The 22,764-nt window shown below is 64.2% G+C and carries 22 protein-coding genes and 1 pseudogene; 7 read left to right on the top strand and 16 right to left on the bottom strand.

The genetic code is table 11. The features are described from left to right. Positions 1-183 (bottom strand): annotated as a pseudogene (locus HJG53_RS18385) (IS21 family transposase); the annotation flags it as partial. 84 nt (positions 184-267) lie between these two features. After that, positions 268-477 carry a hypothetical protein gene (locus HJG53_RS18785; RefSeq protein WP_368039581.1) on the bottom strand — a complete coding sequence of 70 codons (210 nt, stop codon included), beginning with the start codon at positions 475-477 and terminating at the stop codon, positions 268-270. 287 nt (positions 478-764) lie between these two features. On the opposite strand from HJG53_RS18785, the gene HJG53_RS18780 reads away from it, so the two are divergent. Both HJG53_RS18780 and HJG53_RS12870 read left to right on the top strand, forming a co-directional pair. Beyond that, positions 765-1,064, top strand: a complete 300-nt coding sequence (locus HJG53_RS18780; RefSeq protein ID WP_254447738.1) for a type II toxin-antitoxin system Phd/YefM family antitoxin — start codon at positions 765-767, stop codon at positions 1,062-1,064. Further along, a complete protein-coding gene (locus tag HJG53_RS12870; protein ID WP_171131185.1) occupies positions 1,061-1,513 on the top strand; it encodes a type II toxin-antitoxin system VapC family toxin in 453 nt (150 codons plus the stop codon). Before HJG53_RS18780 ends, HJG53_RS12870 begins: the two co-directional genes overlap by 4 nt. Positions 1,514-1,537: 24 nt before the next feature. Here HJG53_RS12870 and HJG53_RS12865 read toward each other — a convergent pair whose 3' ends face one another. From HJG53_RS12865 to HJG53_RS12835, 7 genes are all read right to left on the bottom strand, one after another. Beyond that, complete coding sequence (locus HJG53_RS12865) at positions 1,538-1,834, bottom strand: hypothetical protein (RefSeq protein WP_171131183.1); 297 nt, start codon at positions 1,832-1,834, stop codon at positions 1,538-1,540. Continuing rightward, a complete protein-coding gene (locus HJG53_RS12860) occupies positions 1,791-2,174 on the bottom strand; it encodes a hypothetical protein (RefSeq protein WP_217352820.1) in 384 nt (127 codons plus the stop codon). Before HJG53_RS12860 ends, HJG53_RS12865 begins: the two co-directional genes overlap by 44 nt. A 496-nt stretch (positions 2,175-2,670) precedes the next feature. Further along, positions 2,671-3,171 carry a manganese efflux pump gene (locus tag HJG53_RS12855; protein WP_217352819.1) on the bottom strand — a complete coding sequence of 167 codons (501 nt, stop codon included), beginning with the start codon at positions 3,169-3,171 and terminating at the stop codon, positions 2,671-2,673. Positions 3,172-3,387: 216 nt separating this feature from the next. Further along, positions 3,388-4,725, bottom strand: coding sequence for a cytochrome c (locus HJG53_RS12850; protein WP_171131179.1), 1,338 nt, complete (start codon positions 4,723-4,725; stop codon positions 3,388-3,390). Further along, positions 4,725-6,506 (bottom strand): GMC family oxidoreductase, encoded by a 1,782-nt coding sequence (locus tag HJG53_RS12845; RefSeq protein WP_217352818.1) that lies wholly within the window; start codon positions 6,504-6,506, stop codon positions 4,725-4,727. Before HJG53_RS12845 ends, HJG53_RS12850 begins: the two co-directional genes overlap by 1 nt. Further along, positions 6,494-7,189, bottom strand: coding sequence for a gluconate 2-dehydrogenase subunit 3 family protein (locus HJG53_RS12840; RefSeq protein ID WP_217352817.1), 696 nt, complete (start codon positions 7,187-7,189; stop codon positions 6,494-6,496). The genes HJG53_RS12845 and HJG53_RS12840 overlap by 13 nt, the downstream gene beginning before the upstream one ends. 133 nt (positions 7,190-7,322) lie before the next feature. Continuing rightward, a complete protein-coding gene (locus HJG53_RS12835) occupies positions 7,323-7,970 on the bottom strand; it encodes a PEPxxWA-CTERM sorting domain-containing protein (RefSeq protein ID WP_171131175.1) in 648 nt (215 codons plus the stop codon). 554 nt (positions 7,971-8,524) lie between these two features. Here HJG53_RS12835 and HJG53_RS12830 point away from each other — a divergent pair. Beyond that, on the top strand, positions 8,525-10,978 hold the full coding sequence (locus tag HJG53_RS12830; RefSeq protein WP_171131173.1) for a TonB-dependent siderophore receptor: 2,454 nt from the start codon (positions 8,525-8,527) through the stop codon (positions 10,976-10,978). A 143-nt stretch (positions 10,979-11,121) separates the two neighbouring features. Here HJG53_RS12830 and HJG53_RS12825 read toward each other — a convergent pair whose 3' ends face one another. Further along, positions 11,122-12,057: a LysR substrate-binding domain-containing protein gene (locus HJG53_RS12825; protein WP_171131171.1), complete on the bottom strand. Its 936-nt coding sequence runs from the start codon at positions 12,055-12,057 to the stop codon at positions 11,122-11,124. A gap of 163 nt (positions 12,058-12,220) precedes the next feature. Between HJG53_RS12825 and metC the strand changes: the two genes are divergently transcribed. From metC to HJG53_RS12810, 3 genes are all read left to right on the top strand, one after another. Continuing rightward, positions 12,221-13,453 (top strand): cystathionine beta-lyase, encoded by a 1,233-nt coding sequence (gene metC, locus HJG53_RS12820; protein ID WP_171131169.1) that lies wholly within the window; start codon positions 12,221-12,223, stop codon positions 13,451-13,453. A 104-nt stretch (positions 13,454-13,557) separates the two neighbouring features. Further along, positions 13,558-14,742 (top strand): pyridoxal-phosphate dependent enzyme, encoded by a 1,185-nt coding sequence (locus HJG53_RS12815; protein WP_171131167.1) that lies wholly within the window; start codon positions 13,558-13,560, stop codon positions 14,740-14,742. Continuing rightward, positions 14,739-16,049 carry an APC family permease gene (locus HJG53_RS12810; protein ID WP_171131165.1) on the top strand — a complete coding sequence of 437 codons (1,311 nt, stop codon included), beginning with the start codon at positions 14,739-14,741 and terminating at the stop codon, positions 16,047-16,049. The genes HJG53_RS12815 and HJG53_RS12810 overlap by 4 nt, the downstream gene beginning before the upstream one ends. A gap of 126 nt (positions 16,050-16,175) precedes the next feature. Here the strand turns inward: HJG53_RS12810 and HJG53_RS12805 are convergent, their stop codons facing one another. The 4 genes from HJG53_RS12805 to HJG53_RS12790 form a co-directional block, all read right to left on the bottom strand. Beyond that, entirely contained in the window at positions 16,176-16,343 is a 168-nt protein-coding gene (locus tag HJG53_RS12805) for a hypothetical protein (RefSeq protein WP_171131163.1), read from the bottom strand. Positions 16,344-16,478: 135 nt separating this feature from the next. Beyond that, the gene (locus HJG53_RS12800) at positions 16,479-16,652 is read right to left on the bottom strand and encodes a hypothetical protein (protein ID WP_171131161.1); all 174 of its coding nucleotides are present in this window, start codon (positions 16,650-16,652) and stop codon (positions 16,479-16,481) included. A gap of 102 nt (positions 16,653-16,754) precedes the next feature. After that, positions 16,755-19,379: an NAD-dependent epimerase/dehydratase family protein gene (locus HJG53_RS12795; RefSeq protein WP_171131159.1), complete on the bottom strand. Its 2,625-nt coding sequence runs from the start codon at positions 19,377-19,379 to the stop codon at positions 16,755-16,757. 289 nt (positions 19,380-19,668) lie between these two features. Next, positions 19,669-20,298, bottom strand: a complete 630-nt coding sequence (locus HJG53_RS12790) for a DsbA family protein (protein WP_171131157.1) — start codon at positions 20,296-20,298, stop codon at positions 19,669-19,671. A gap of 209 nt (positions 20,299-20,507) precedes the next feature. Between HJG53_RS12790 and hutC the strand changes: the two genes are divergently transcribed. Continuing rightward, positions 20,508-21,296 (top strand): histidine utilization repressor, encoded by a 789-nt coding sequence (hutC, locus tag HJG53_RS12785; RefSeq protein ID WP_171131155.1) that lies wholly within the window; start codon positions 20,508-20,510, stop codon positions 21,294-21,296. A gap of 14 nt (positions 21,297-21,310) precedes the next feature. On the opposite strand, the gene HJG53_RS12780 is transcribed toward hutC, so the two are convergent. Together HJG53_RS12780 and HJG53_RS12775 are read right to left on the bottom strand one after the other, a co-directional pair. Then, positions 21,311-22,051: a PepSY domain-containing protein gene (locus tag HJG53_RS12780; RefSeq protein ID WP_171131153.1), complete on the bottom strand. Its 741-nt coding sequence runs from the start codon at positions 22,049-22,051 to the stop codon at positions 21,311-21,313. Further along, a complete protein-coding gene (locus tag HJG53_RS12775) occupies positions 22,048-22,764 on the bottom strand; it encodes a PepSY domain-containing protein (protein WP_254447737.1) in 717 nt (238 codons plus the stop codon). Before HJG53_RS12775 ends, HJG53_RS12780 begins: the two co-directional genes overlap by 4 nt.

Below are 22,764 nucleotides of genomic sequence, written 5' to 3'. Positions count from 1 at the left end.
CTGGAACGGTCCCAACTTCGGTAACGGCTGAACCTCTCGCCGGTAGGCCATGTCCGCCTCCGGCGCCCGAACCGCCTTACGCACCACACCACGCGACAGATGCAGGTCGCGCGCTATCGCCTTGATGGCCTTCCCCGACGCGTGCTCGCGTCGGATCCTCAACACCGTCTCCAATACCAACATCCCGATCTCGCCGCCTGACACACCGCCAAGCGTGCAGCCTAGACCACCGGGATGAGGGGTCTTTTTTCGACGCCGATCACCCCGCTACCGGGGTCCTTTTTCCACGCCGATCCACAGATCTCCGTCGGTCCCCTCAGTTTCAATCAGAACATGTCGCCGATATCCGACACCCGGGTCGGATAGGCGGAAATGGGTGTCCTTGAGATCGGTAGCCGTCAGGCCATGGCGGATCGCCAGCACGAAGACACTGATGGTTTCATCGGCGTGTGGACCGACTAGGTGGGCGCCGCGGATCCGGCCGGTCCCTTCCTCGGCGAGCGTCTTTTAGCCATAGACGCGCTCCGCACACGCCGGGCGTATACCAGTCGGACGTTCGCTCCAGCTTGACGCGACACCGCAATCCGGACCTGCGCTGGTCCGCCTCGTTTATGCCCGCCGCGGCGATCGGCGGCAGCGTGAAGGCGGCGCTCGGTACTTCTCGATGATCCCGCATGCGGATTGTCCTGTGGATCTGACCCTTTCCAGTTGCGATCCCAAGCCGCATCACATATCTTCTGACTAGCTGACCAGATGAGGTTCTCATGGTAACACCCAAGGCCGAGACCAAGCGCAGCCGCCCGCCCACAGGCGTGCGAGGCGGATGGAAGCTGGAGGACGCGAAGGCCCGCTTTAGCGAGGTTGTTCGGCGTGCGCGGAGCGAGGGACCACAGCGGGTCAGCGTTCGGGGCCGCGATGCGGTGGTCGTCATGAGTGTCGAAGAACTGGAAAGGCTGGCTCCGGCCAAGCCGAAGCCCCCTCTGCTGGGTTTTCTCGAAAGTCTCAGGCTCGACGGACTCGATCTCGTTCGCGAACCGGATCAGGGGCGCGACGTCGAGCTATGAAGGGATGGCTACTCGACACCAATGTCATTGCTACGCTGATCAACCCGAACGGAGCGGCCACAGTCAAAGCTTGGGCGGCCGGCCAGCCCGAGGACACGCTTTATCTGAGCGTCCTAACGCTCGGCGAATATGACAAAGGCATTCACAATCTGGAAAGCGACCATCTCCATCGCTCGCGCTGTGCCGCCGCGCGCGATGCACTGGCAGCTCGCTTCGAGGGTCGGATTCTAGCCGTTAGCGATGCGGTCGTGCGATCATGGGGACGGATTTCCGGCCGGGTCAAGCGAGATACGGGGCATGCACCCAGCGTCATCGACACGATGCAGGCCGCAACCGCGCTCGAACATGATCTGTTCCTGGCGACGCGCAACGTCCGGGATGTTTCCTCTAGCGGCGCGGCGATTTTTAACCCTTGGGATGATGATCCTGCGGAATTCCCCTTGAGCTGAGGCAAGACAAGGGCGTCCACAGAACTATTCGAATGGCCGATAATCGGCCATCACATGATTGCTCTCAACGAGGTTGGCCGCGAACATACTGCCATCATGGCTCGAGACAGGCGTGAACGGCGATCGCGCCGCCGTTCCGGTTCCCAGGACCAACAGGTCGAAATGCATTCGGCGAACTCCTGATCCGACGTCCAACACAACTGGAGCCGCTGCGGATTCCGGGAAGCGCCGGTATTTCCGGCGAAAGACAGCAGCTACGGCCCAGTACGGCACCGGTTCAAAAATGAAATTCATATTCGAGGAGAAGGCGCGCTTGACCATTGGTCTCATCCCTTGCGGCGGCGAGGGCGAACAGATAGCCGGCTTCGATCTCCAGGTCGCCGCGGCCGGGCAGATGTTCGATTTCTGTCTTCACGATCGGACCGGCATAGTGCTCGGCGCGAGGCAAGAAGTGCCTGTGGCTGCCCAGATCTCCGAACGCTTCGACGCCGAGCCGGAACTCGCCCAATGCGTGCCAGTCCGCCGAGGCGGCATAACCGAATACCAGCGGCGCTCCGCCCTTCAGGCCGCGCTCAGCGATCAGGTTCAAGCGCCCGTCGAACGGGCCCTTGCGGTGCTCGAGCAGCAGCTTGGTCTCGATCTTGTCGGAACCCTCTCGCACGATCTCATATTCTCCATAAAGGGCAGCATCGAAACCTAGCGCGTCGCTGTGGGCTATATGGACAATTCCCTCGAGGCCGGCCGCCCTCGAGCTCGCGCTTGCCGCCTGGTTCATGTTCGAACTCAAACAATGCGCCGCCGTAAAATCTCTCACTGAACGCGTGCGAGAACTCCAGGACCAGTCCATCCTCGCCGTCCGCAGTCCCTCCCGTCAGCCTGCCATACCGGGCTTCGATTTCCGACACGCCGGAATTGATTGTGGCACCATAGACCTTTTCGCCAACACCGGGAGCGGCATGGGCTGACACGGAGACGGCGCCCAAAAGCGCGAGCAGGCAATAGAGTTTCATTGATCTCCCCTTCTGGATTCAAGTTGCTAATGCGAGTCGTTCGCAGTTGCACGACAGACTGGAGAGATCAAGTCTACGGGAGTCAGCCGATGATGCCGGTGTGCTCGAGAAGGATCTTCGTGCCCGATCCGACCAGCGCCAGCCCGATCAGCTCGACAATCGCGCCGAACCGGGGCCGACTGCCTTGCCGACCATCATGTCCATCGTCGTCAGGCCGAAGATCGCAAGACGGATCGACAGTACAATGACGACGATGTTCGCGTTCAGGAAAGCGAGCGTGACGCCCACGGCGGCCGCATCGATGCTGGTGCCGATCGCAGTCGCGATGGGCGTCACAAGATCCTGGCCGGCTGGAGCTTCATCGTCAGCGGTTTCGCCGCGGCGCAGCGTCTCGATCGCCATCTTGCCGCTGATTACGCCCAGCAGGGCGAAGGCGATCCAGTGATCGATCGCGGTCACGAAGCTGCTCGCCGCGAGGCCAAGTGCCCAGCCGATAGCAGGTGTGATCGCTTGGACCGTACCGAAGACGAGGCCGGCGCGCACGGCCGCCGGCAAGATCGGGCGATGGACGGCGCCGCGACCGATAGCAGCCGCGCAGGCATCGGCGGACATGCTAAGGGACAGCACGACGATCGAGAGAGGAGTCATAAACAGCTCCGCCGGGCGCAAGACAGCGCGTCCGGTCCGGCCGGCTCGGCCCCGGAACGCGCTGATCTCGCAAAGCGGACTGATGCCACCGGTCGCGCCACGCGCCCCAAGGACGCGAGTATGTCGACGCGACCCCGACGCTTACTCGCCGGAAGCTACTCCCCAACGGGGCCGCATTTAGGGCTGCCGAGCGGGCTGGGCAAGGTGGCATGAAGGTCAGGAATGTGGCGCTGCAGCCGATCGCGTCTGCCGGCGCAGCTTGGCGACCTTTCTGGCGGAAACCGGAGGCGCGCTGTTGCCCCAGCTGTTGCGCACGAAGGTCGCGACCGACGCGATTGCTTCATCATCGAGTTTCCAGCCGAAGGCCGGCATCGCGGTCGGGGTCGGCCGCACCGGGGTCGAGACCGACCGCGTGCCTTCCAGGATGATCCGGACCAAGGTCGTCGGGTCCTTCGCCTGCACCGATGCGTCGCCGGCGAGCGGTGGGAAGATGCGTGCCACGCCTTCGCCGTTCGCCTGGTGGCAGGCCGAGCAGACATCGGTGAAGATCGCCTCGCCGGCGCGCATCGCGGCGGCGCTGGGCGCCTTGCGGCCGGACTTGGGCGCACCGGGTGGCAGGTCTTTCAGATAGGTCGCGATCGCCGCCAGGTCGGCATCGCTCATCCGGCTGGTGGAATAATAGATCACTTCCTGCATCGACCCCGACGCGGACGCGCGGGCGTTGCGGCCGCTTCGCAGATATTCGACGATATCGGCCTCGCCCCAGCTCGCCAGCCCCTGCTGCGGATCGCCGGTCAGGTTGACCGCGACCCAATTGTCGAGACGCCCGCCCTGGAGCGCGCGGCTGTTGCGGTCGGCGGCCAGGAAGTTCTTGGGGGTGTGGCAGCCGCCGCAATGGCCGGGCCCCCAGACCAGATAGGCGCCGCGGTTCCAGACAGCGCTCTTCGCCGGATCGGGCCGGAACTCGCCGGCTTGGAAGAACAAGGCATTCCACAGCTTCAGCAGGAAGCGGATGTTGAACGGGAACGGCAGCTGGTTGGGCGGCTTCGGCTGGTCGACTGCCGGGACCGTTGCCAGATACGCGCGGATCGCGTCGATATCGGCCCGGGTCATGTGCGTGAAATAGGGGTAGGGAAAGGCCGGGTAGAGGTTCTTGCCGCCATGCCCGATGCCCTTGTGCATCGCGCGGTAGAATTCGTCGTCGGTCCAGGTGCCGATCCCGGTCTTTTGGTCAGGCGTCATGTTGGCGGAATAGATGATGCCGAACGGCGTGCGGATGGGCCGGGCTCCGGCAAACCGCGCCCCGCCCGGTGTGGTGTGGCACGCTTCGCAATCGCCCGTGATGGCCAGATAGCGGCCGCGCGCGACCGGGTCGGGGCTGGACTGGTCCGCGGCGTTTGCCGGAGCGATCCAGGCTGCGACATCGGCGGTCACGTCGTCGGCGTTGGCGGGCGGGATCGGGACCGCGCCGCCGCCCGGATCGACCGCGCCGGGCGGCTTGCCCGCGGCGATCAAGGCCCAGTAGCCAAGGGCAAGAAGGACGGGCCGGCGCATCAGGCCTGCACCAGCGGGCCGGGGGATTTCACATAGCGGCCGACGATGGCGTTGGCGCACCAATAGGTCAGCGCCGCGACCGTCCCCATCGGATTGTATCCCGCATTCTGGGGGAAGGCGTTGGCGCCGGGCGCGAAGACGTTCGGCACGTCCCAGCTTTGCAGATAGCGGTTGAGCGCGCTCGTCGCCGGGTCCGCGCCCATGATCGCGCCGCCGGTGTTGTGCGTCGTCTGATAGGGCACGATATCGTAGGAGCCGCTGCGCTTTTTCACGCTGATCTCGCGGCCGCCCATGGCGCGAGCGATGTCGGCGGCGCGCTCGGTCAGGAAATCGCTCATCCGATGCTCGTTGTCGGTGAAGTCGAAGGTCATGCGCAGCATCGGCCGCCCCAGCCAGTCGGTGTAGGTCGGGTCGAGATCGAGATAATTGCCGCGATGGCTCATCACCGCGCCGTGGGTGACAACGCTGATCGTCTTCAGATAGCTGTCGACGACGGCCCGCTTGAACGCGGCCCCCCATTTGGGTGTCTTGTCCGGCACCGGGTGGGTCTCGATCGGCCGCGCGCCCGTATTGACCACGCCGATATAGCCGCCGCCGATGAAGTCCTTGCCGCGATGGTCGAAGTTGTCGCCGTTATAATCGTCGACGATCATGCCCAGCGCGCCGGCGCCGATGAACGGGTTCAGCAATTTGTCGTCGTAGAACACGTTCACCGACGAGGTGATCTGATAGGAATAATTGCGGCCGACCGTGCCGGTGCCGCTCGCCGGATCGTAAGGCTTGCCGATCCCGGACAGCAGCATCAGCCGCACATTCTCCAGCGGAAAGGCGCTGAGCACGACGATGTTCGCCGGCTGGAACACGGTCGCGCGACTTTCGTCGACATAGGCGACGCCGGTCGCGTGCTTGCGGTCGGGCGTCAGCTCCACCTTCACCACCTCGCAATGCGTGCGCAGCTCGAAATTCGGTCGCGCCATTAGCACGGGCAGGATCGTCGTCTGCGGGCTCGCCTTGGAATCGTTGCCGCACCCGAATTTCTCGCAAAACCCGCAATAGGTGCAGGGCGCGAGTTGAAGGCCGAGCGGGTTGGTATAGGCGCGTGACATGTTCGCCGCCGGGTGGGGGAACGGGTGCAGCCCAAGCCTCCCGGCGGCCTCGGCGAACAGCGTCGGCCCATAGGTCATATCGAGCGGCGGGTTCGGATACTCGCGCGAGCGGGGCCCCTCGAACGGGTTGCCTCCCGGTTGAAGAGCGCCGTTCAGGTTGCCGGCCTTGCCCGAGACGCCGCACAGATATTCGAACCGGTCGAAATACGGCTCCAGCTCGGCATAGCTGACGGGATAATCCTGGATCGTCATGCCGGCCGGCAGCACGCCCGCACCGTAGCGCGCGACATTGTGGCTCTTCGCCGCGAAGTCGGACGGCAGGAAGCGCCAGACCTGCCCGTTCCAATGGATGCCCCCGCCGCCCACGCCGGCACCCGGCAGGAACGAGCCCAATCGCCGCATCGGCAGGGCTCGCTGGTCGCTCTTGTTGCGGAACGTCAGCGTCTCGTGCGCGACATTCTGGAACAGATGGTGCCGCCAATAATAGCGGAGCTCGTCCTGGTCGAAGCTGGTTGCGAAATGGTTGCCGGCGGTCCGCCAGCCGCCGCGCTCCAGCGCCAGCACGTTGAGGCCCGCAGCGGTCAGCGCCTCGCCCATGATCGCGCCGGCCCAGCCAAAGCCGACCAGCACGACGTCGACCGTTGCCGGATCGCGCCGTTCCATCAACGCCGCCATTCCGGGCGCCCCATCAGGCCGACGGGCGGAAGCGGATAGGGTTCGCCATGGCGGGCGACGAACGGACGGTGATCGTAACGCGCACCGGGAAAGCCAATCAGCCGCCAGGCGGCCATGTCGCGGTTCCCGCCATAGATCGGATCGGCGAAATAGCCCTCGATCGTGTTCTGCAGCAGCAGCGTGAAGAAGGCCTTGGCATCGACACCGCCGCCAAGTGGCGCCTCGCCTTCCACCAGCGCCTTCAGGCTCTCGTCCTGCAGGGCGCCGTCGAGCGCTGCGAAGACCTGTCCCCTTGTCGTGCCGGTCCAGCGGTTCACCTCGACGATCGCCGCGCGATACACCTCGGCCGGCGAGCCCATCTGCCAGCCCTGGGTCGGCATTCCCTTCGAAACGGGTGATTCCAGATAGAAATGATCGCCGACGCCATACGGGCCGGCCAACTGGCGATCGATGAAGCGCGGAACGCCTACTTCCAGCGCGCCAGGGCCGAGCGCGTCGTCCGGGATCAGCCGCGCGACCGCGGCCTCGATGAAGGCCGCTTCCGCTGGATCGAAGAATTGGTAGCCTGGCCGGGTGACGATCTGCTGAGGCCGGTCGGCCGTCGACGGCGCCCAGGGCCAGCGGCGCCGGATCAGTTCGGCAAAAGCGCGACCCGGACGCGTAACGAGCGCGACGAGGAACACGGCTCCCCAGCGAAGGACAGATCGACGGCTGGTTTCAGCTCGGGCCAAATTCGCCTCTTATCGAGCGGGATGCACACGCACGCGACCGACAATGGGGCGCCGCCGCAGCGGCGCCCAGGTCAGGCCAGGGGGGCTAGGCCTGAAGCGAGAGCTTGCGGCTCGACCTGAACGCCGTGCCAGCTAACATAAACCCGCTCAGCATCATGGCCCAGCTCGACGGCTCCGGCACGCCGCCGACCAGCAGCGCATTTTCGGGCGCAAAATCGGCGATCTGGTTGTTGGCGCCGAGCGCGACCCGGGGCCAGAGGTTGAAAGCATATCGGGCCGGCGAAAAGCCGGTGCTGGGCAGCATCGCCAAAGGAACGCGTGCGCTGAAGCTGCTGCCGTCGATGGTAATGTTGGCGCCCGGAAGTGGCCCGCCCGCAGCCCCCGTCACAATACCCGTTCCATTCTTTTGCACGACCACGACCTGGTCGAACCGGACGTTCGGCTCGCCGATATCGGCGAAAGGCGCGTTTGCCCCCGCGCCGGTATCGACACCGATTACATAGAGGCCGGGATTGGCGGGATTGATCGTCCCCGCCAACGTCCCGCCAAGCAGGAATTGCGACGCGGTGCTGTCGAACTTCGCCGAGAAGCTGAGCACGTCGAGATCCGCGTCGTGCGGTCCGATATAGCTGGGCAGGAAATCGCCCAAGGGGTCCGCCACGGTCGCGGCCACGGCCGGACTACACGCCAACGCAACAGGCACGAGTGCGACGAACGCGAGATGGTTTCGCATATGCGTGCTCCTCTCATGTCCCCGCTCCTGGTTCCACGCCGCCTGTCTGACGCCGGCGGTCGATCTCTTGCGGCCAAGCCCAATCGTATTTGGATGCACAGATACAAGCGGCGCTTGCGAAACGACATTGGCCATCGGCTTTGATGCCTCATGTAGCGAATTGGTTCCCGGAGTTCTTTGACCGAGAGAACCGCCGCGCCTTGCAGAACACGTAGGCAGCGACAACATCGATCATTGCCACGAAAATGACGGTCCAGCGCCTCGATCTGGCGCGTCAGATCCCTGGTCATCGCGACGATTTCGGTTGTCACCACCGACCGCGCCACCATTCGCAATCTCCGGGGAGTCATAACTAACTGCGATGACCTTTTCGAATTACGCGATACCATTCGATTAATTCTAGGGCGAACCTCCGCACTCGGTTAGGCCAATAAGCGAGCGGCACGAAGTTGCCGGGGACAGAGGGGAGGTCGGAGATGTCGAACTGGCGTGCGGGGACTGCGTCGAGACGAGCGAGCGCTTCAATATTTGCGCTCGCGTTTTCGAGCGTAGCAATGGCGCAGACCACAGCCGGTACCACGGCGGCCGATGCGCAGGCGCCCGGACCAACTGCATCGCAGGGCGCAGAAGCGACCGGGGGAGGCCAAGACATCATTGTCACAGGAACGCGGCGCAACGACCTGACGGCCGCCAACTCTCCGACGCCGATCGACATCATCAGTTCGCAGCAACTGCTCAGCCAGGGTTCGTCCGATGTGAATGACATCCTGCGGCAGGAGGTTCCGGCCCTCAACGTCCAGCGCTTCACGAGCAATGACGGCTCGGTCTTCACGCGCCCCTATAGTTTGCGCGGCCTGCCACCCGACCAGACCCTGGTGCTGATCAACGGCAAGCGCTTTCATCGCGGCGCAACCGTTCAGCTGTCCAACATTCCGTATATTCGCGGGTCTCAAGGCCCCGACTTAGCCACCATTCCGTCGATCGCGATCGGCCAGCTTGAGGTCCTGCGCGACGGCGCATCGGCGAACTACGGCTCCGATGCCATTGCCGGCGTGCTCAACTTCCGCCTGCGAACGGATCGCGACGGCGCGACAGTCATCGCGCGCTACGGCCAATACTATAAGGGCGACGGCGAAGACTATCTTCTCCAGGGCAATGTCGGCTTGCCGTTCACGGCCGACGGCTTCGTCAACATCAGCGGCGAGTATTCGAACTCCGGTATCACTTCGCGGCAGAACCAGCGGCCCGATGCCCAGGCACTCATCGACCAGGGCGTACCCGGTGTTCCGGTCCCGGCCCAGCGGACCGGCAATCCCAAGACCGAAGCGGCGCGGCTGTTCGTCAATTCGGGCATCGACCTCAGCGATACAATGAGCTTTTACGCGTTCGGCAACTATAGCTGGAGTCAAGGCACGACGGCGTTTTTCTACCGCAACCCGGTAACAAACCCGCTGTTCGCGAGCGTTCCGCTGACCCAAACGCCGGGCGGGCCGCGATTCACGTTCAGGTCGCTGTTCCCGGGCGGCTTCTCGCCCGACTTCCATGCGACGATCCGGGACGCATCGCTGGTTGGCGGACTGCGCGGCAATCTGGTTGGCGATCTCACCTATGACCTGAGCAGTTCCTATGGTCGCAACGACGTTACCTACCGGATCACGAACACCGTCAATCCATCGCTCGGGCCGCTCTCGCCGACGAAATTTCGCGCGGGCGAACTCGAGCAGCGCGAGCTCAATTTCAATCTTGATCTGACTTATCCGCTGGAAGTCGGCCTTCCCAAGCCGCTCAATCTGGCCGGAGGCCTCGAATATCGGCGCGAAACATGGGAAGTCACGCCAGGCCAACTCGAATCTTATCAGGTCGGTCCCTTTGCCTCGGTGCTGGATCCCGACACGCCTAGTCCGACAGATCGCATCGGCTTGCCGGCCGGCTCCAGCGGCTTTCCTGGCCTCGGGCCGCTCCAGGCGGGCACGTTTTCGCGCCACAACTGGGCAGCCTACACGGCCCTTGAGGGCGATCTTACTACGTGGCTGAGCGGCGGAATCGCCGGACGCTATGAGAATTTCTCGGATTTCGGCTCGACCTTCACCTGGAAGGTCAACGGACGCGTCGAGTTCTCGGACGCGATTGCCGTGCGCGGATCGGTCAATACCGGCTTCCGGGCGCCCACGCCGGGCCAGTCGAACGTCTCTTCGACATTCGCGAACATTGACGCGATTACAGGGCAGCCTTTCATCACCGGCATTGTATCGCCGAGCAATCCGGTCGCGGTGCTGTTCGGCGCCAAGCCGCTCCGGCCCGAGAAATCCTTCAACATCGCCGCCGGCATTGTGCTTACGCCGACGCGGCGCCTGACGTTCACGCTCGACTATTTCAATATCAAGATTGACAACCGCATCGGCCTGTCCGGCGGTTTCACGTTGACCCAGGCCCAGAAAAACCAGCTCATCGCCGCAGGCATTCCGGGCGGGGGCGACTTCCAGACTATCCAGTTCTTCGGCAATGCATTCGATAGCCGCACACAGGGTGTCGATGCGGTGCTCTCCTATCATTTCCCCATGTTCGGCGGGGATGCGACCTTCGGCGCAAACGTCAACTACACGAAGAACAAGGTCGTGCGCGCCGGTCCTCTCATAGCCGGCGACAGAGAGCGCTTGCTGGAGCTGGAGAACTTCGTCCCTGACTGGAAGGGCAATCTGTCCTTCAATTACCAGGGCGACCATATCGGGTTCACTACGACGGCAAGCTATTACGGAAAGTGGACCGACTACGGCCCCAATCTCGCCAACGATCAGACCGGCGGTGCGGAAGTCCTCGTCGATGCCGAGCTGTCATATCGCTTCAATCCCACTTTCACGCTGGCGGTCGGCGGGAGCAATATCTTCAACAATTATCCCGATCGGGAGATGCGTCCATCGCAGCTGATCAACGGCTTCAAATATCTCCGCTTCTCGCCAATCGGCTTCAATGGCGGGTTCTGGTACGTGCGGGGCACTGCAAAGTTCTAGTCGTGCGGGCTCCAGCTTTGCACATGTCGTCGGCCGGACTGCGCTGGCACCCGGCGCACAGGAATGGGCGAGGATCGATGGCCACGAGCGAGCGGTCCGCCCGATCCAGGCGATCTTCGCACAGTTGTCATCAGGCTGCGGGACTATTCGGATCGGCCCGCAGCCGACGGCTCGCCGAAGGCGCCTTCTGCAATCATCTGGTCGCGGATCTCGGTCATCAGCTCGACGAAGCGGGCGGCTGCCTGCGACATCGGACGGAGCAAGGGCGTATGCAGCATATATTCGAACTCGATCCGGGGCCTGAACGGCTTGAGGATGAGGCCTTGGCCCACGAAATCGACGGCCGTTGCGGGATTCACGATCGAGCAGCCCAGGCCCTGCATCACCAGGCTGCAGATCGTCATCGCATATTGCGTCTCGACGGCCAGTTCGCGTTCAACACCGGCGTCCTCGAAGATGCGATCGATGCGCTGGCGCGTGGGTTCGCCCAGCATCAGCGAGATGAACGGTTCGCCGGCAAGGTCGGCGGGTTCGATGACAGCCTTCTCTGCCAATCGGTGGCCCGGCGGCAGCACGCAGGCTCCGGTCGAGCGCAGAAAGCTTGTCGAAGACACGCCCGCAATCTCATGTGCCCGAGTTGCCAGCCCGACGTCGAATTGCTGATTTGCCACCCAGGTCCGGACGGTCGCCGAGCTGTGGGTATAGAGTTTGATCGAAACGCCTGGATGTTGCGCGCGATATTCCCGGATCACGCGCGGCAGGAAACTGTAGGCAAGGGCGGGCAGCGACGCGATCTGCACCTGCCCTGTCCCCAGATTGCTGATGTCGCGCGCGAGGCGCTTCAGCGCGTTCACGCCAATGAAGCTGCGCTCGACCTCGTGGAAGAAATAGCCCGCCTCGGGCGTCGGGGTCAGATGGCTTCCCTTCGAGCGGACGAAGAGCCTGAAGCCGATCGCGTGCTCGAGATCGGCAATCAGCTTGCTGACCGCCGGCTGCGACAAATGCATCGCCTGCGCCGCATGCGTGATCGAGCCCGACTTCATCACGGCCGAAAAGGCTTCAAGCTGACGCAGGTTCATCCAAGGGCCTCTTCGGTCATGAGGGCACGTTATAGCCCGGCACCAATGGGAGGAGGCAAGGAATGACTTCCTGCCGCTCTCCCACCCCTACTCCGCGCGTCGAGCGGCACCTCAGGACGACAAATCCATGGCCGGGCGCGCCATTTTCCAAGGAATGTTTTCAATGAATGATGTGACCGCCCGTCGCGGCGTTGATGGCGGACGATCATCGCCGGCGTCCCGAACGACGCAGCTCGTGCATGCGCGTTCGCGCTCTGCCATCGAGGCAGGCCTGCTCAACCCGCCGGTGCATCGGGCCTCGACCATCCTCTACGATACGGTCGAGGATTACATCGGCCGCCATTCCCGCCTCTATGACGGTGTCATCTACGGCCTTTATGGGACCGAAACCGCCTTTGCGCTCGCAGCCGCCATCGCGGAGCTGGAGCGCGGTCATCAGACGGTCATCACGTCATCGGGTACGGCGGCGATCTCGCTGAGCTTGTCGGCCTTTCTCAAAGCCGGCGACCATCTCCTCGTGATCGACACCGCCTATCGCTCGACCCGCCGCTTCTGCGAGGAAGTGCTTGCAAGCTATGGTGTCGATGTCACCTACTTCCCCCCTGACATAGGCGGTGCGATCGACGCGCTGATCCGGCCAAACACGCGAATGGCGTTTCTGGAAACACCGGGGTCTCTGACCTTCGAGCTGGCCGATATCGGCGCGATCACGGCGGTGACGCGCGCGCGCGGAATCGTCACCGCGCTCGACAACACCTGGGCGACGCCGCTGCTGTTTCGCCCGATCGAGCACGGCGTCGACATCTCGATCGCGGCCGCCACCAAATATCTCTCCGGCCACTCGGACGTAATGCTCGGGGCGATGACGGCCGCCACCGAAGAGATCTATAAGCGGCTGAAGGATACGGCCGCCCGCTGGGGAAACTCGGCGAGCCCGGACGACTGCTACCTCGTTCACAGAGGCCTGCGCACCCTGGATGTCAGGCTTGAGCGCCATCAGCGGAGCGCCCTCGAACTGATCGGCTGGTTCGAAAAACAGCCGGAGGTCCGCAGGCTGCTCTACCCCGCGCTGCCGTCGGATCCAGGCCATGACATCTGGAAGCGCGATTTCAACGGCGCCTCGGGCCTGTTCGGCGTTTCGCTCGAGCCGATGTCGGCAAGCGAACGTGCTGCCTTCTTCAATGGCCTGGAGCTGTTCAAGATGGGCGCGAGCTGGGGCGGTTTCGAAAGCCTGATGGTCCCGGCCTGGCCGCCGCCGGTCCGCAGCTGCTCACCCGTAGACGAAGGAGACCTGATCCGCGTCCATGCCGGGCTCGAGTCCGTGGGCGACCTGATCGGCGACCTCGAAGCGGCATTCGAACGCCTGCGGGCGCACCTCAACGCGGCCAAGGCATGATGAAGGGGCCTGTGAGCAACTCGAAGCAGCGGGAACCGGGCAGACCTCGGCCTGTCAGCCCTACCGACGCGGGGAGCGCGTTCGAACAGGGGAGAAGCGACTCTGTGTGGGGCGGATCCGCGGGCCATGCGCTCAATCCCGAGCTTTCCGGTTTCTCGTGCATCCGCTGCGGGACCGAACTGCCTGTCGGCGATTATTTCGAAGGCTGCCCAGCCTGCCTCAGCCGCGACGAGCCGTCGACGGTCAGATCGCGATTTTGCGCATGGCCGAAGGCGCTCAGCGACGACGGCAGGCACGGCATGCGGCGATACTCCGCCTGGATGCCGTACACGTCATGGGTTTCGCTCGGTGAAGGCGGGACGCCGTGCGTCAGCTTGCCCGCTTTGGCGGGCGAGGTCTCGACAAAGGCACTCTACATCAAGAACGAGGGGCAGAATCCGAGCGGTTCGCACAAGGACAGAGCGAGTTGCCTTGTCGTCACCCGCGCGCTTGAGGTGGGCGCGACCAAGATCGTCGCCGCTTCCAGCGGCAATGGCGGTGCGTCCCTCGCGCTCTATGCGGCAGCCGCCGGTATGCAGTGCACCATCGTTGCAACACCGAGTCTGTCGCCAATCTATCGCCGCGCGATCACGATGACGGGGGCGGAGCTCCTCTACGCACCCGAAAGCCTTGAGCGGTGGCGATTGCTTGCGCGGATGGTGAAGGACGACGGCTGGTTTCCCGCCACCAACTATCTGAACCCGCCGGTCGGCAGCAATCCGTTCGGACTGGACGGGTTGAAGACGATCGCCTTCGAGCTGCTCGAGGACCTCGGGCCGGAGCTGGCCGATGCCATTCTGGTGCCGACCTCGCGCGGCGATCTGATCTGGGGCCTCTACGAGGGCTTCAGCGAGCTCAAGGCCATCGGCCTGATCAAGGCGATACCGCGGCTGTTTGCGGTCGAGCCCTATCCCAGGATCGCGGAAGTACTTGGCGGCCGAGCCTATACGGGCTCATTCCCCGGCGCGACGGCGCTCACGTCGATCGGCGGCTCAACTGTCACGTATCAGGCCGTGGAGGCTATCCGCGGATCGGGCGGCGGCGCAGTGGTCGTCGATGACGCGGCTGTCGCCCGCGATCGGATCCGTCTCGCGCGCCATGGATGTTACGCGGAGCTGTCGTCCGCGGCGAGCCTCACCGGCCTCGAGTTGCTCCTGAAAGACGGCACGATTACACACGACGCCTCCGTCGTCCTGATCGCGACCTCGAACGGCTACAAGGAAGTTGGTCCAGCGGAGCTCGGCCAATGAAACAGCCGGCACCGTCCGACTCCCTGCTCAGGCGCGAGATCGGCAGGATCGGCGTTGCGACGATCGCGATGAATGGAGTTATCGGCTCCGGAATCTTCGCCCTGCCGGCAGTGGCGATCGCGCAGGCCGGCTATTTCAGCCCATGGGTGTTCGTGCTTTGCGGGCTGCTGATCCTGTCCGTCGCTCTCACCCTGGCACGCGCGGCCAGCTTCTTCGACATCACCGGCGGTCCAATCGTCTACACGACCCAGGCGTTCGGACGCTATGTCGGCTTCCAGACCGGCCTGCTCATCTATGTGAGCCGCGTCGCGGCGATTGCGGCGAGCGCCAATCTCATCGTCAGCTACGCCGCCGCGATCTGGCCCCCCTTGGCCGCGGGGCCACCGCGGATAGTTGCGATCATCGGCTATGTTTCGCTCGCGACCTTTCTGAACGCGGCCGGCGTGCGCGCCGGCATGGCGGGTTTGTACGTCATCAGTGTGCTGAAGCTGGTCCCGCTCATACTGCTGATCCTGGTCGGCCTTCCCTCGATCGAATGGGGCTTGGTCGCAGGCGCCGACGTGCTTGAACCAAGCACGCTCGGCCGGACGATGCTCGTCCTCATGTATGCGTTCATCGGGTTCGAGTTCAGCCTCATCGCCGCCGGCGAAACCCGGAACGCGCGATCGGAGATTCCGAAGGCGCTTGTGAGCACAGTACTCGCGATCGCTCTTTGCTATACCCTCATTCAGCTGGTCGCCGTTTCGGTCGGCCCCGATCTCGGGCACAGCGAAACGCCGCTCGTGGAGCTCGCACGGCGGCTCATGGGGCCGGTGGGCGCGCTCGCGCTTGGGCTCGGCGTCGTCTTTTCGATCGGGGGCGGAAGCCTGACGTCGTTGTTGACAGCGCCGCGCCTCACCTTCGCTCTTTCACGAGACGGCAGCCTGCCGGCCTGGTTCGGTGCGGTTGGCGCGAAAAGCGGCGCGCCCGTCAACTCGATCCTGTTCTGCGGCGCCTTCAGCATCGCCATGGCGGTTGGCCAGCACTTCGTGTGGCTCGCGACGCTCAGCACCTTTGTTCGCTTGCTGACCTACGCGCTCTGCATCGCGGCCCTTCCCATTATCGAGCGGACAGTTGCCGCCGAGAAGGATCAGTTCAGGCTGCCGGGCGGGTTGGCCATTCCAGCCATCGGCTTCCTGCTCACGATCTGGCTGATGGCCCACTCGACAGCCGACAATTTCCTGATCGCCGGGACGATCGTTGCGGTCGGCAGCGCGGTGTTCTGGTTCTGCACGCGTCGGGCAACACCTGCGGAAGCGCGTCCGTAGCCGGAAGAATTGCCTGAATGCGAGCGGGCTGCCGGCGCATCGAAACCCGAGCTCAAGCAACGTCATGCCCGACGATCGGCTCCGCAGCCGCTCTTTTCGCCGTCGGTATCGCTAGTGGTATCCGGTTCAAGCGGCACTGGCTGCGCTTGCCTGGGCCTCTGCCACCACACGCTCAAGATACAGCTCGGCGAGCGCGAAATGGACCGCCACGACCCTTGAGTCCGTCGCTTGCTGGGCTCTCTCAAGCTCCTGTTCGGCCCGGGCCTGGTAATATTCGGCGTTGGTCGCTGGCATGGCTCCGCCTCACCGATCGCACGCCCCAATAGGCGTTACGCACAAGCAGCGCGCTTCCCCTTGCCGGCACATCCTAGGCGCTACCCGCCGGGCACCTCGGAAACCATCCAGCCAGCGCGCCAACGTCACGGATGTCTAGCCCTGCAGTCTGTCGTGGATGGCGACAAGAACGCGTCCCAGTGCTTCGCCGCCCAGGACTGAGGAAATGAGATAGAAATCGGCCAGGAGCGGCCGTGCGGTGGTGAAGAACAGAACTGCCGCGATCGCGACGCCCGCCAAGCTTGCCCCGAACCGAAGAAGCTCGCGCATGCTCGGATACGCCGGCGGCAAAGCCAATCTCCCCTGTTGTCACGTCCCATCACGGCGCGGCGCCTCGCCCGGTTGGGAAGGCCCCCGTCCGGCTGACGAGCTTCAAAGCACGAAGCGATCCCAGCCGGCATAATGTTCTTCGCTGCGCCGCCCGCGCGGGAAGCTCAGCGCAATCAAGGCGACCCCAAGCACGATCCCTGCCGCTGCCGCCACGGTCCCGGCGCCGTCCAGCAGGAACGGAGCCATGACCAACCACGCGCCGAAAGCCATGTTCACGAACCGCAAGGCGCGGGCGACTTCGGCAGTGGTGATGATCGCGACGGTGATGGTGAGCGCACCCATCAGATGGTCGCTGTCGGCCATGGCGCCTTCGGTCCCGAACACCAGCCGGGTGAGCATCAGGAAAGCACCGATTGCGATGCTCGCCGCCAAGGTCCAGGGGAGCGTCACGCCGCGTTTGGCCTCGGACCAGGCCGTCGAGGACGCAGTGAGCGCGTCTGCTGCGTACTCCTCGCCGCGGTCGACCGCGTCGCCTTTGAAGAAGGTCCGGATCAACGGCTTGCCGCGGCACCAGGACCAGTAGAGGAACTGACCCATCGCGATTACCTCATCCAGAGCGAACGGGATCATCAGCAGCATCGCCAGGCCGGCAATCAGCGCCGGCGTGCTCCAGGTGCCGATCACGATCGGCTGGATGATGATGAAGTAGATGCTGATGACGCCCAGCGGAATCACGAGAATGCCGAAGAAGGTCACCATCCACGGCATCGTGCGCCAGCGGTCGCGCGTGCCCATCACGGCCATCAGGATTTCGATCATGTAGCTGACCGCGCCCAGTCCCGCGTCGGGGATCGGCCAGGCCTTCGACACGCTCGACGTGATGATCTCGGCCGTGCCGTTGCGGGGGTCCGCCGCCGACCCGGCAAAGAACGGTTCCCAGACATTGTCGATATGGCCGAACTGGTAGGCGGTGAGATGGCGCGAGATCAGCAGTCCGACCACGCCCATGATCACGATCGGCAGGCGCTGCGCCGCCGTCGACGGGCAATAGGTCCATCCCGGCGGGATCACCTTCGGGTCCATCATTCCAGCCATGCTCATGCCCGGCATCATTGGCACCAGCACCGAGAAGGCGATTACCAGCGCGCCGACCAGCATGTCGTTCGAATAGACAGTCGCGGTCGGGGCCCAGAAGATCAGCGGCGCGAACAGCAGCCAGAGTCCGGCAAAGCAAGCGGCCCATTGCCCGAACCATGCGGTTCGCTTCGACAGCGACAGCGCGCCGAACAGGACGATCAGCAGCCCGGTCACGACGTCGCTCCAGGCAAGCGCGAGGCTGCGCCACTCGATCGGCGGCAAGCCCCGCTCGACCGTGACCGCCACCACGCGGTGGGCGACCGAGCTTGGGTCGGCGACGCCGAAGACGAGCGGACTCGAGGCAAGCCAGAGGCCCAAACCCATGTTCGCGAAATGGGCCCAGCGGGTGCGCGCCTCGTCCCGCTCCATCATCGCCATGTGGTCGTCATGACCGGAGCCGTGGCCGCCCATGTCGTGTTCGTGATGCGCGGCGGACGCTTCGTCGCCACCGCGCGATGTGCCGTCGTCGAGGCGATGCGCGGGCGTGTGGCCATACCAGGCGACCAGCGCCGGATTGAGTTTGTTCGTCTTGTACCAGCTGGTCGGGTCAGCCTTCAGCGCCTCGACGATCCTTGGCAGCGTCTCGCGCAGCGAATGCTTCGGCTGCCAGCCGAGCAGGTCGTGGGCGCGGTGGATATCGAGAATATAGTGCGCGTCGCTCTGCTCGACCATCCACGGCTTGATGAAGGGCTTGTCTTCGAGCGCCTCGTTCTGGAGCCACACGCCGGCAGCCGCCAGCGGCTTCGGGATACGAAGCGTCGTCCAGTCCTCGCCGTGGAGCGTGCGGCCGATGATGTCCTGGGTCTCGGCATAGCCCAGCGCGTCTGGCTCGCCCACCAGCAGCGGCAGGACCGGCGGCAAGCGCTTGCGGCGATCGACCAGCCGTTCGACGGCGTCGGTCAGATCGTCGAGATGGATCGAGGACTGAGCCGCACAGAGCATGCCAGGATAGAAATGGGCGGTCGTCCGGTGCTCATAGATGCGCGAGATCTGTTCGGCGAGAAACGCCGAGTGCCCCATATCGTCGTAGACGCCGGCGATCCGCAGGAATACGACCGGGATCTTGCCATGGCGGCTGGCGAGCAGGGCTTCGGTCTCGGCCTTCGATTCCGGATAGGCCCAGAGCGGATCGATCGGCGAGTCTTCGTTGATGCGCTGGTCCGGCCGCTCGGTCGGCCGGTGCACCAGCATCGTGCTTGCATAGACGAACTGCTCGACCTCGAAGTCCTGCAGCGCGTCGATAAGACGGCGCGTACCCTCGACGGTGATCTTCTGGTAGAGCGGGTTGGGCTTGCCCGAAACGTCGTAATAGGCCGCCAGATGAATGACCGAGGCGATCCGCGAGCCGAAACGGGCGCGAACGTCGGCCAGTGCCTTGTCGACATCTTCATCGGACCCGAGATCGAAATCGACCGCGACGGCCGGCGCCGGCGGATCGGGAGGCCCTGCCCGATCGAGCCCGACGACAGTATAGGTCTTTCCGAGCTTTCGAACGACGGCGGACCCTATGAACCCGCTCGCTCCGGTCACCAGGACGAGCGGGCGCTGGCTGCCCTTTTCTTCATTGTGCTGTTCGATCTCGTCCGGCATGCGATCCCCGATCCTGGGCCACGTGGCGGTGCAATGCGCCGAGCCAAGGCCCTCCTGAACGCGTGAGGCGGTCAGGCGGTCCTGTCCTGCAAATGGAAATACGCGCCTGGCTCGCTGCCCCCTCAAAACATCAGGATACTCGGCAAGATCGCGCGAGCGGCCATCGACCAGCCGACCGAGAGCTTTTTCGCATGACCCGACGGCATCCCGCTGGCCATGACGTTCACCGACCCGCATTGCGACCGCCGTGCCTTGACGCTTCGCGGTGCCGAAGACGGCGGCCTATCGCTTATTGGCCCGGTCGCTTGGCCTCGCGCGCCGCAGTGATCGTCCTCAGGAACTGCGCTTTGCTCAGGCCGCCTCTGACAAGGATCGGCCCGATCAGATAGGCCGGCGTTCCTTCAAGTCCGAGCGAAAAGGCATGCATGCGGTTGCGGGCGAGCTCCGCATCGATGTCCGCTCGATGCGTTACAAGGTCGCGTTCGAGCTGGCGCCAGTCGCCGCCCGCGCGCTCGATCGTCTCACGCAGCATGGCTTCATCCGGCCGCTTGCCGGTCATCAACGCGTGGTGAACGGCGGGATAGATGGTCTGATATGCCGAGGCCAGGGCGACTCGTGCCGCCCGTTCCGACCGCGGACCGAAGATCGGCCATTCCTTGTAGACGATCCTGACCTTCCCATCCCTTGCTACCGCTTCCTGCATCGCACCTTCGGATGCACGGCAGGCGGGACACTGATAATCGGTGAACACGATCAATGACACGTCCGCGCGGGGATTGACTGTCGCCGGCGAGTTGCGATCGTCCTGAATCTTCCTGACGGTCGGCAGGTCTCCCACATTTTGCCCGACCGGTTGCCCGGAGCGAAGCGCCAGCCCGAACAACGCCGCGCCAGCCACGATCAACGCCAGCTGCTTCATTTCTCTTCGGGTGAGCGGGATTTTGGGCAAGGCTGTGCTCTGGCCGTTCTCAGCTATCTCGAAACGCGGTGCTGCGCGGCAATCGGTTTAGGGGTTTTCGCCGCCAAGAGACAACCAGCCCCGGCGGCCACTCTCCCGCCCGGAATGGCTGCGGCACCAACTCCAAGCAGCCCTTGGCCTAACCCGAATCCGGGCCGTATAGACAGGTCATGAACGCGCCTGAAGACGCCGCAGCTTGCCAGAGATCCAGAAGCAAATCGGCGCTTGAGGGCCGGGATCAGCGAGCGGATGAACCGCCGCGCTATGCCGCGATCAAGCAATTCCTGATTGGCGCCGTCCGGGACGGCACGCTCAAGCCCGGTGACCGCGTGCCGTCCGAATCCGAGCTGGTCACGCAATTCGGCGTCTCGCGCATGACCGCCAATCGCGCGCTGCGCGAACTTCAGAGCGCGGGGGTGCTGGACAGGCGCGCAGGCAGCGGCTCGTTCATCGCCGAGCCCAGGCCGATCGGCCACATGATCGAAATCCGCAACATCGCCGAGGAAATCCGCGCCCGCGGTCATGAATATCGTGCAACGGTGCTGCAGAACGATGAGGAGAAGGCGACCGTCGAAACGGCGCCGCTGCTCGAAGTGCCCATCGGCACGCGCCTGTTCCATTCGGTCATCGTGCATCATGAGGCCGACCTCCCCATTCAGCTCGAGGAGCGCCTGGTGCTCGCATCGGCGGCGCCGGACTATGGCGACATGGATTTCACCCGGATCACGCCCAATCAGTATCTGACGCAGATCGCGCCCCTCGAACGCGTCGAACATCGCGTCCGCGCGGCGATGGCCGATGAGCGAACGCGCAGCGCGCTCGATCTCGCTGGCGACGAGCCCGTCCTCGTCATGACGCGCCGGACCTGGAGCCGCGGCCGGCTCGTCTCCCACGCCTGGCTGACGCATCCCGGCAGCCGGTTCGAGCTTTCGGCAAGCTTCGCGTTCGCGAGCCCGTAGCCGGCGGCTGTCCGTTAGACGGATTGTTGCCGCACTGGCTGGCTCGGCTTTGGCCGCGTGATCCAGCGGAAATCGCCACGCCGGAAGCTCTTGAACAGCAGGTAGAAGCCGGTGCCCGACAGCCACAGCACCCCGAACGCGACAAAGATGATCAGCGGGTGGTTGAAGCTGGTGCGGTTCAGATAATCCATGTTGTGGAGCATCCAGAAGAAATCCCATGTCCGCCAGCTGTCGCCACGCATGACCAGGAACCGCCCGGTTTCGGCCGAGACATAGGCGCTGCTGTTTGCGGCGTCGGCGAAGTCCACCCGCCACATCGCCCCTGCGTGCTCGCGCGCCTCGAGATTGGGTTCGGCAAGGAACGCGACGGCTCGAACCGACGAATGATTGGCGGCTGCGGCGACAGCTCGTGCGATGCGAGCGTCGACCGCGACCGGCGCCCCTGTACCAGCATCAACGAGACGGACACCATTGGTCGTGCTGAGTTCATAAACCGGCCGGCCGGCGAGGTTTCGCAACGTCAGGCCAGCTACCGCGTCTCTCCTCGCCACGACCGCAGGCGGCACCCATTCCGTTTCGCCGGACAACGGAAAGTTCTGGGCGGCGGGCATTGCGTGCCCGCCGACTGCCTCCATGTCGAGCAGGGCCATCATCGAACCGCTCAGCGTCCACAGGACGAACTGAAGGCCCAGGATCAGGCCGACCCATTTGTGGATGCGGCGGAACAGAAGCGGCGAAATGCGGAGGCGCCTCATGCCGCGGCCCTCTTCTTCTTGCGCTTGGGAAACGACCACAAAAGCAGCCAGGCGCCGCTGAAGGCCATCGCAAATGCGCTCCAGGTTGCGACCCGAAGGAGCGGATTGTTGACGTCGGTCCGGCCCTGATAATCCATGATGTGGAGCATCCAGGCGAAGTCGAAGATGCGCCAGAGATTGTGGCGCCTCGAAATCAACTCGCCGGTCGCAGGCGACAGGTAAAGCGTCGGGCGGTTCCAACCCTCGAACTCGACCTGCCAGTAAGGCGGCTTGCGCGACTGCATCTCCAGCGGCGCTTCGATCAGAAGACGAGCGGATACGATGTTGCCGGAGCCGGTATAGATACGTCGCGCGAGCGCGCGGATATCGGCTTCCGTCGGCGGCGGCAGCCGCTTGCCTGTCCGTCCATCATAGAGCAGCAGCGCTCCGTTGGCTTTTTCCACCCGCCAGACGGGCTGGTCGAAAAGACGCTGCAGCCGCACTTCCGTCGCGCCCGGCGCGGCCGCCACGATCGCCGATGGCGGCGCCAGCGTGGTCAATTCGTAAGGCTGCGCCGCGGGCGCGCGGACAAGATGGTCGCCATGGATGGTGTCGATATGGACGACGACCATATAGAAGCCGGTCAGCGTCCAGAGCACGACCTGGATCCCGACGAACAGCGCGATCCATTTGTGCGTCCGCCGGATGACCAGAGGCCAGCGAATCTTCGCCAA

It is taken from the genome of Sphingomonas sp. ID1715 (assembly GCF_013044515.1).
Taxonomy (GTDB): domain Bacteria; phylum Pseudomonadota; class Alphaproteobacteria; order Sphingomonadales; family Sphingomonadaceae; genus Sphingomonas_B.
This window is presented reverse-complemented; position numbering and strand designations above follow the sequence as displayed.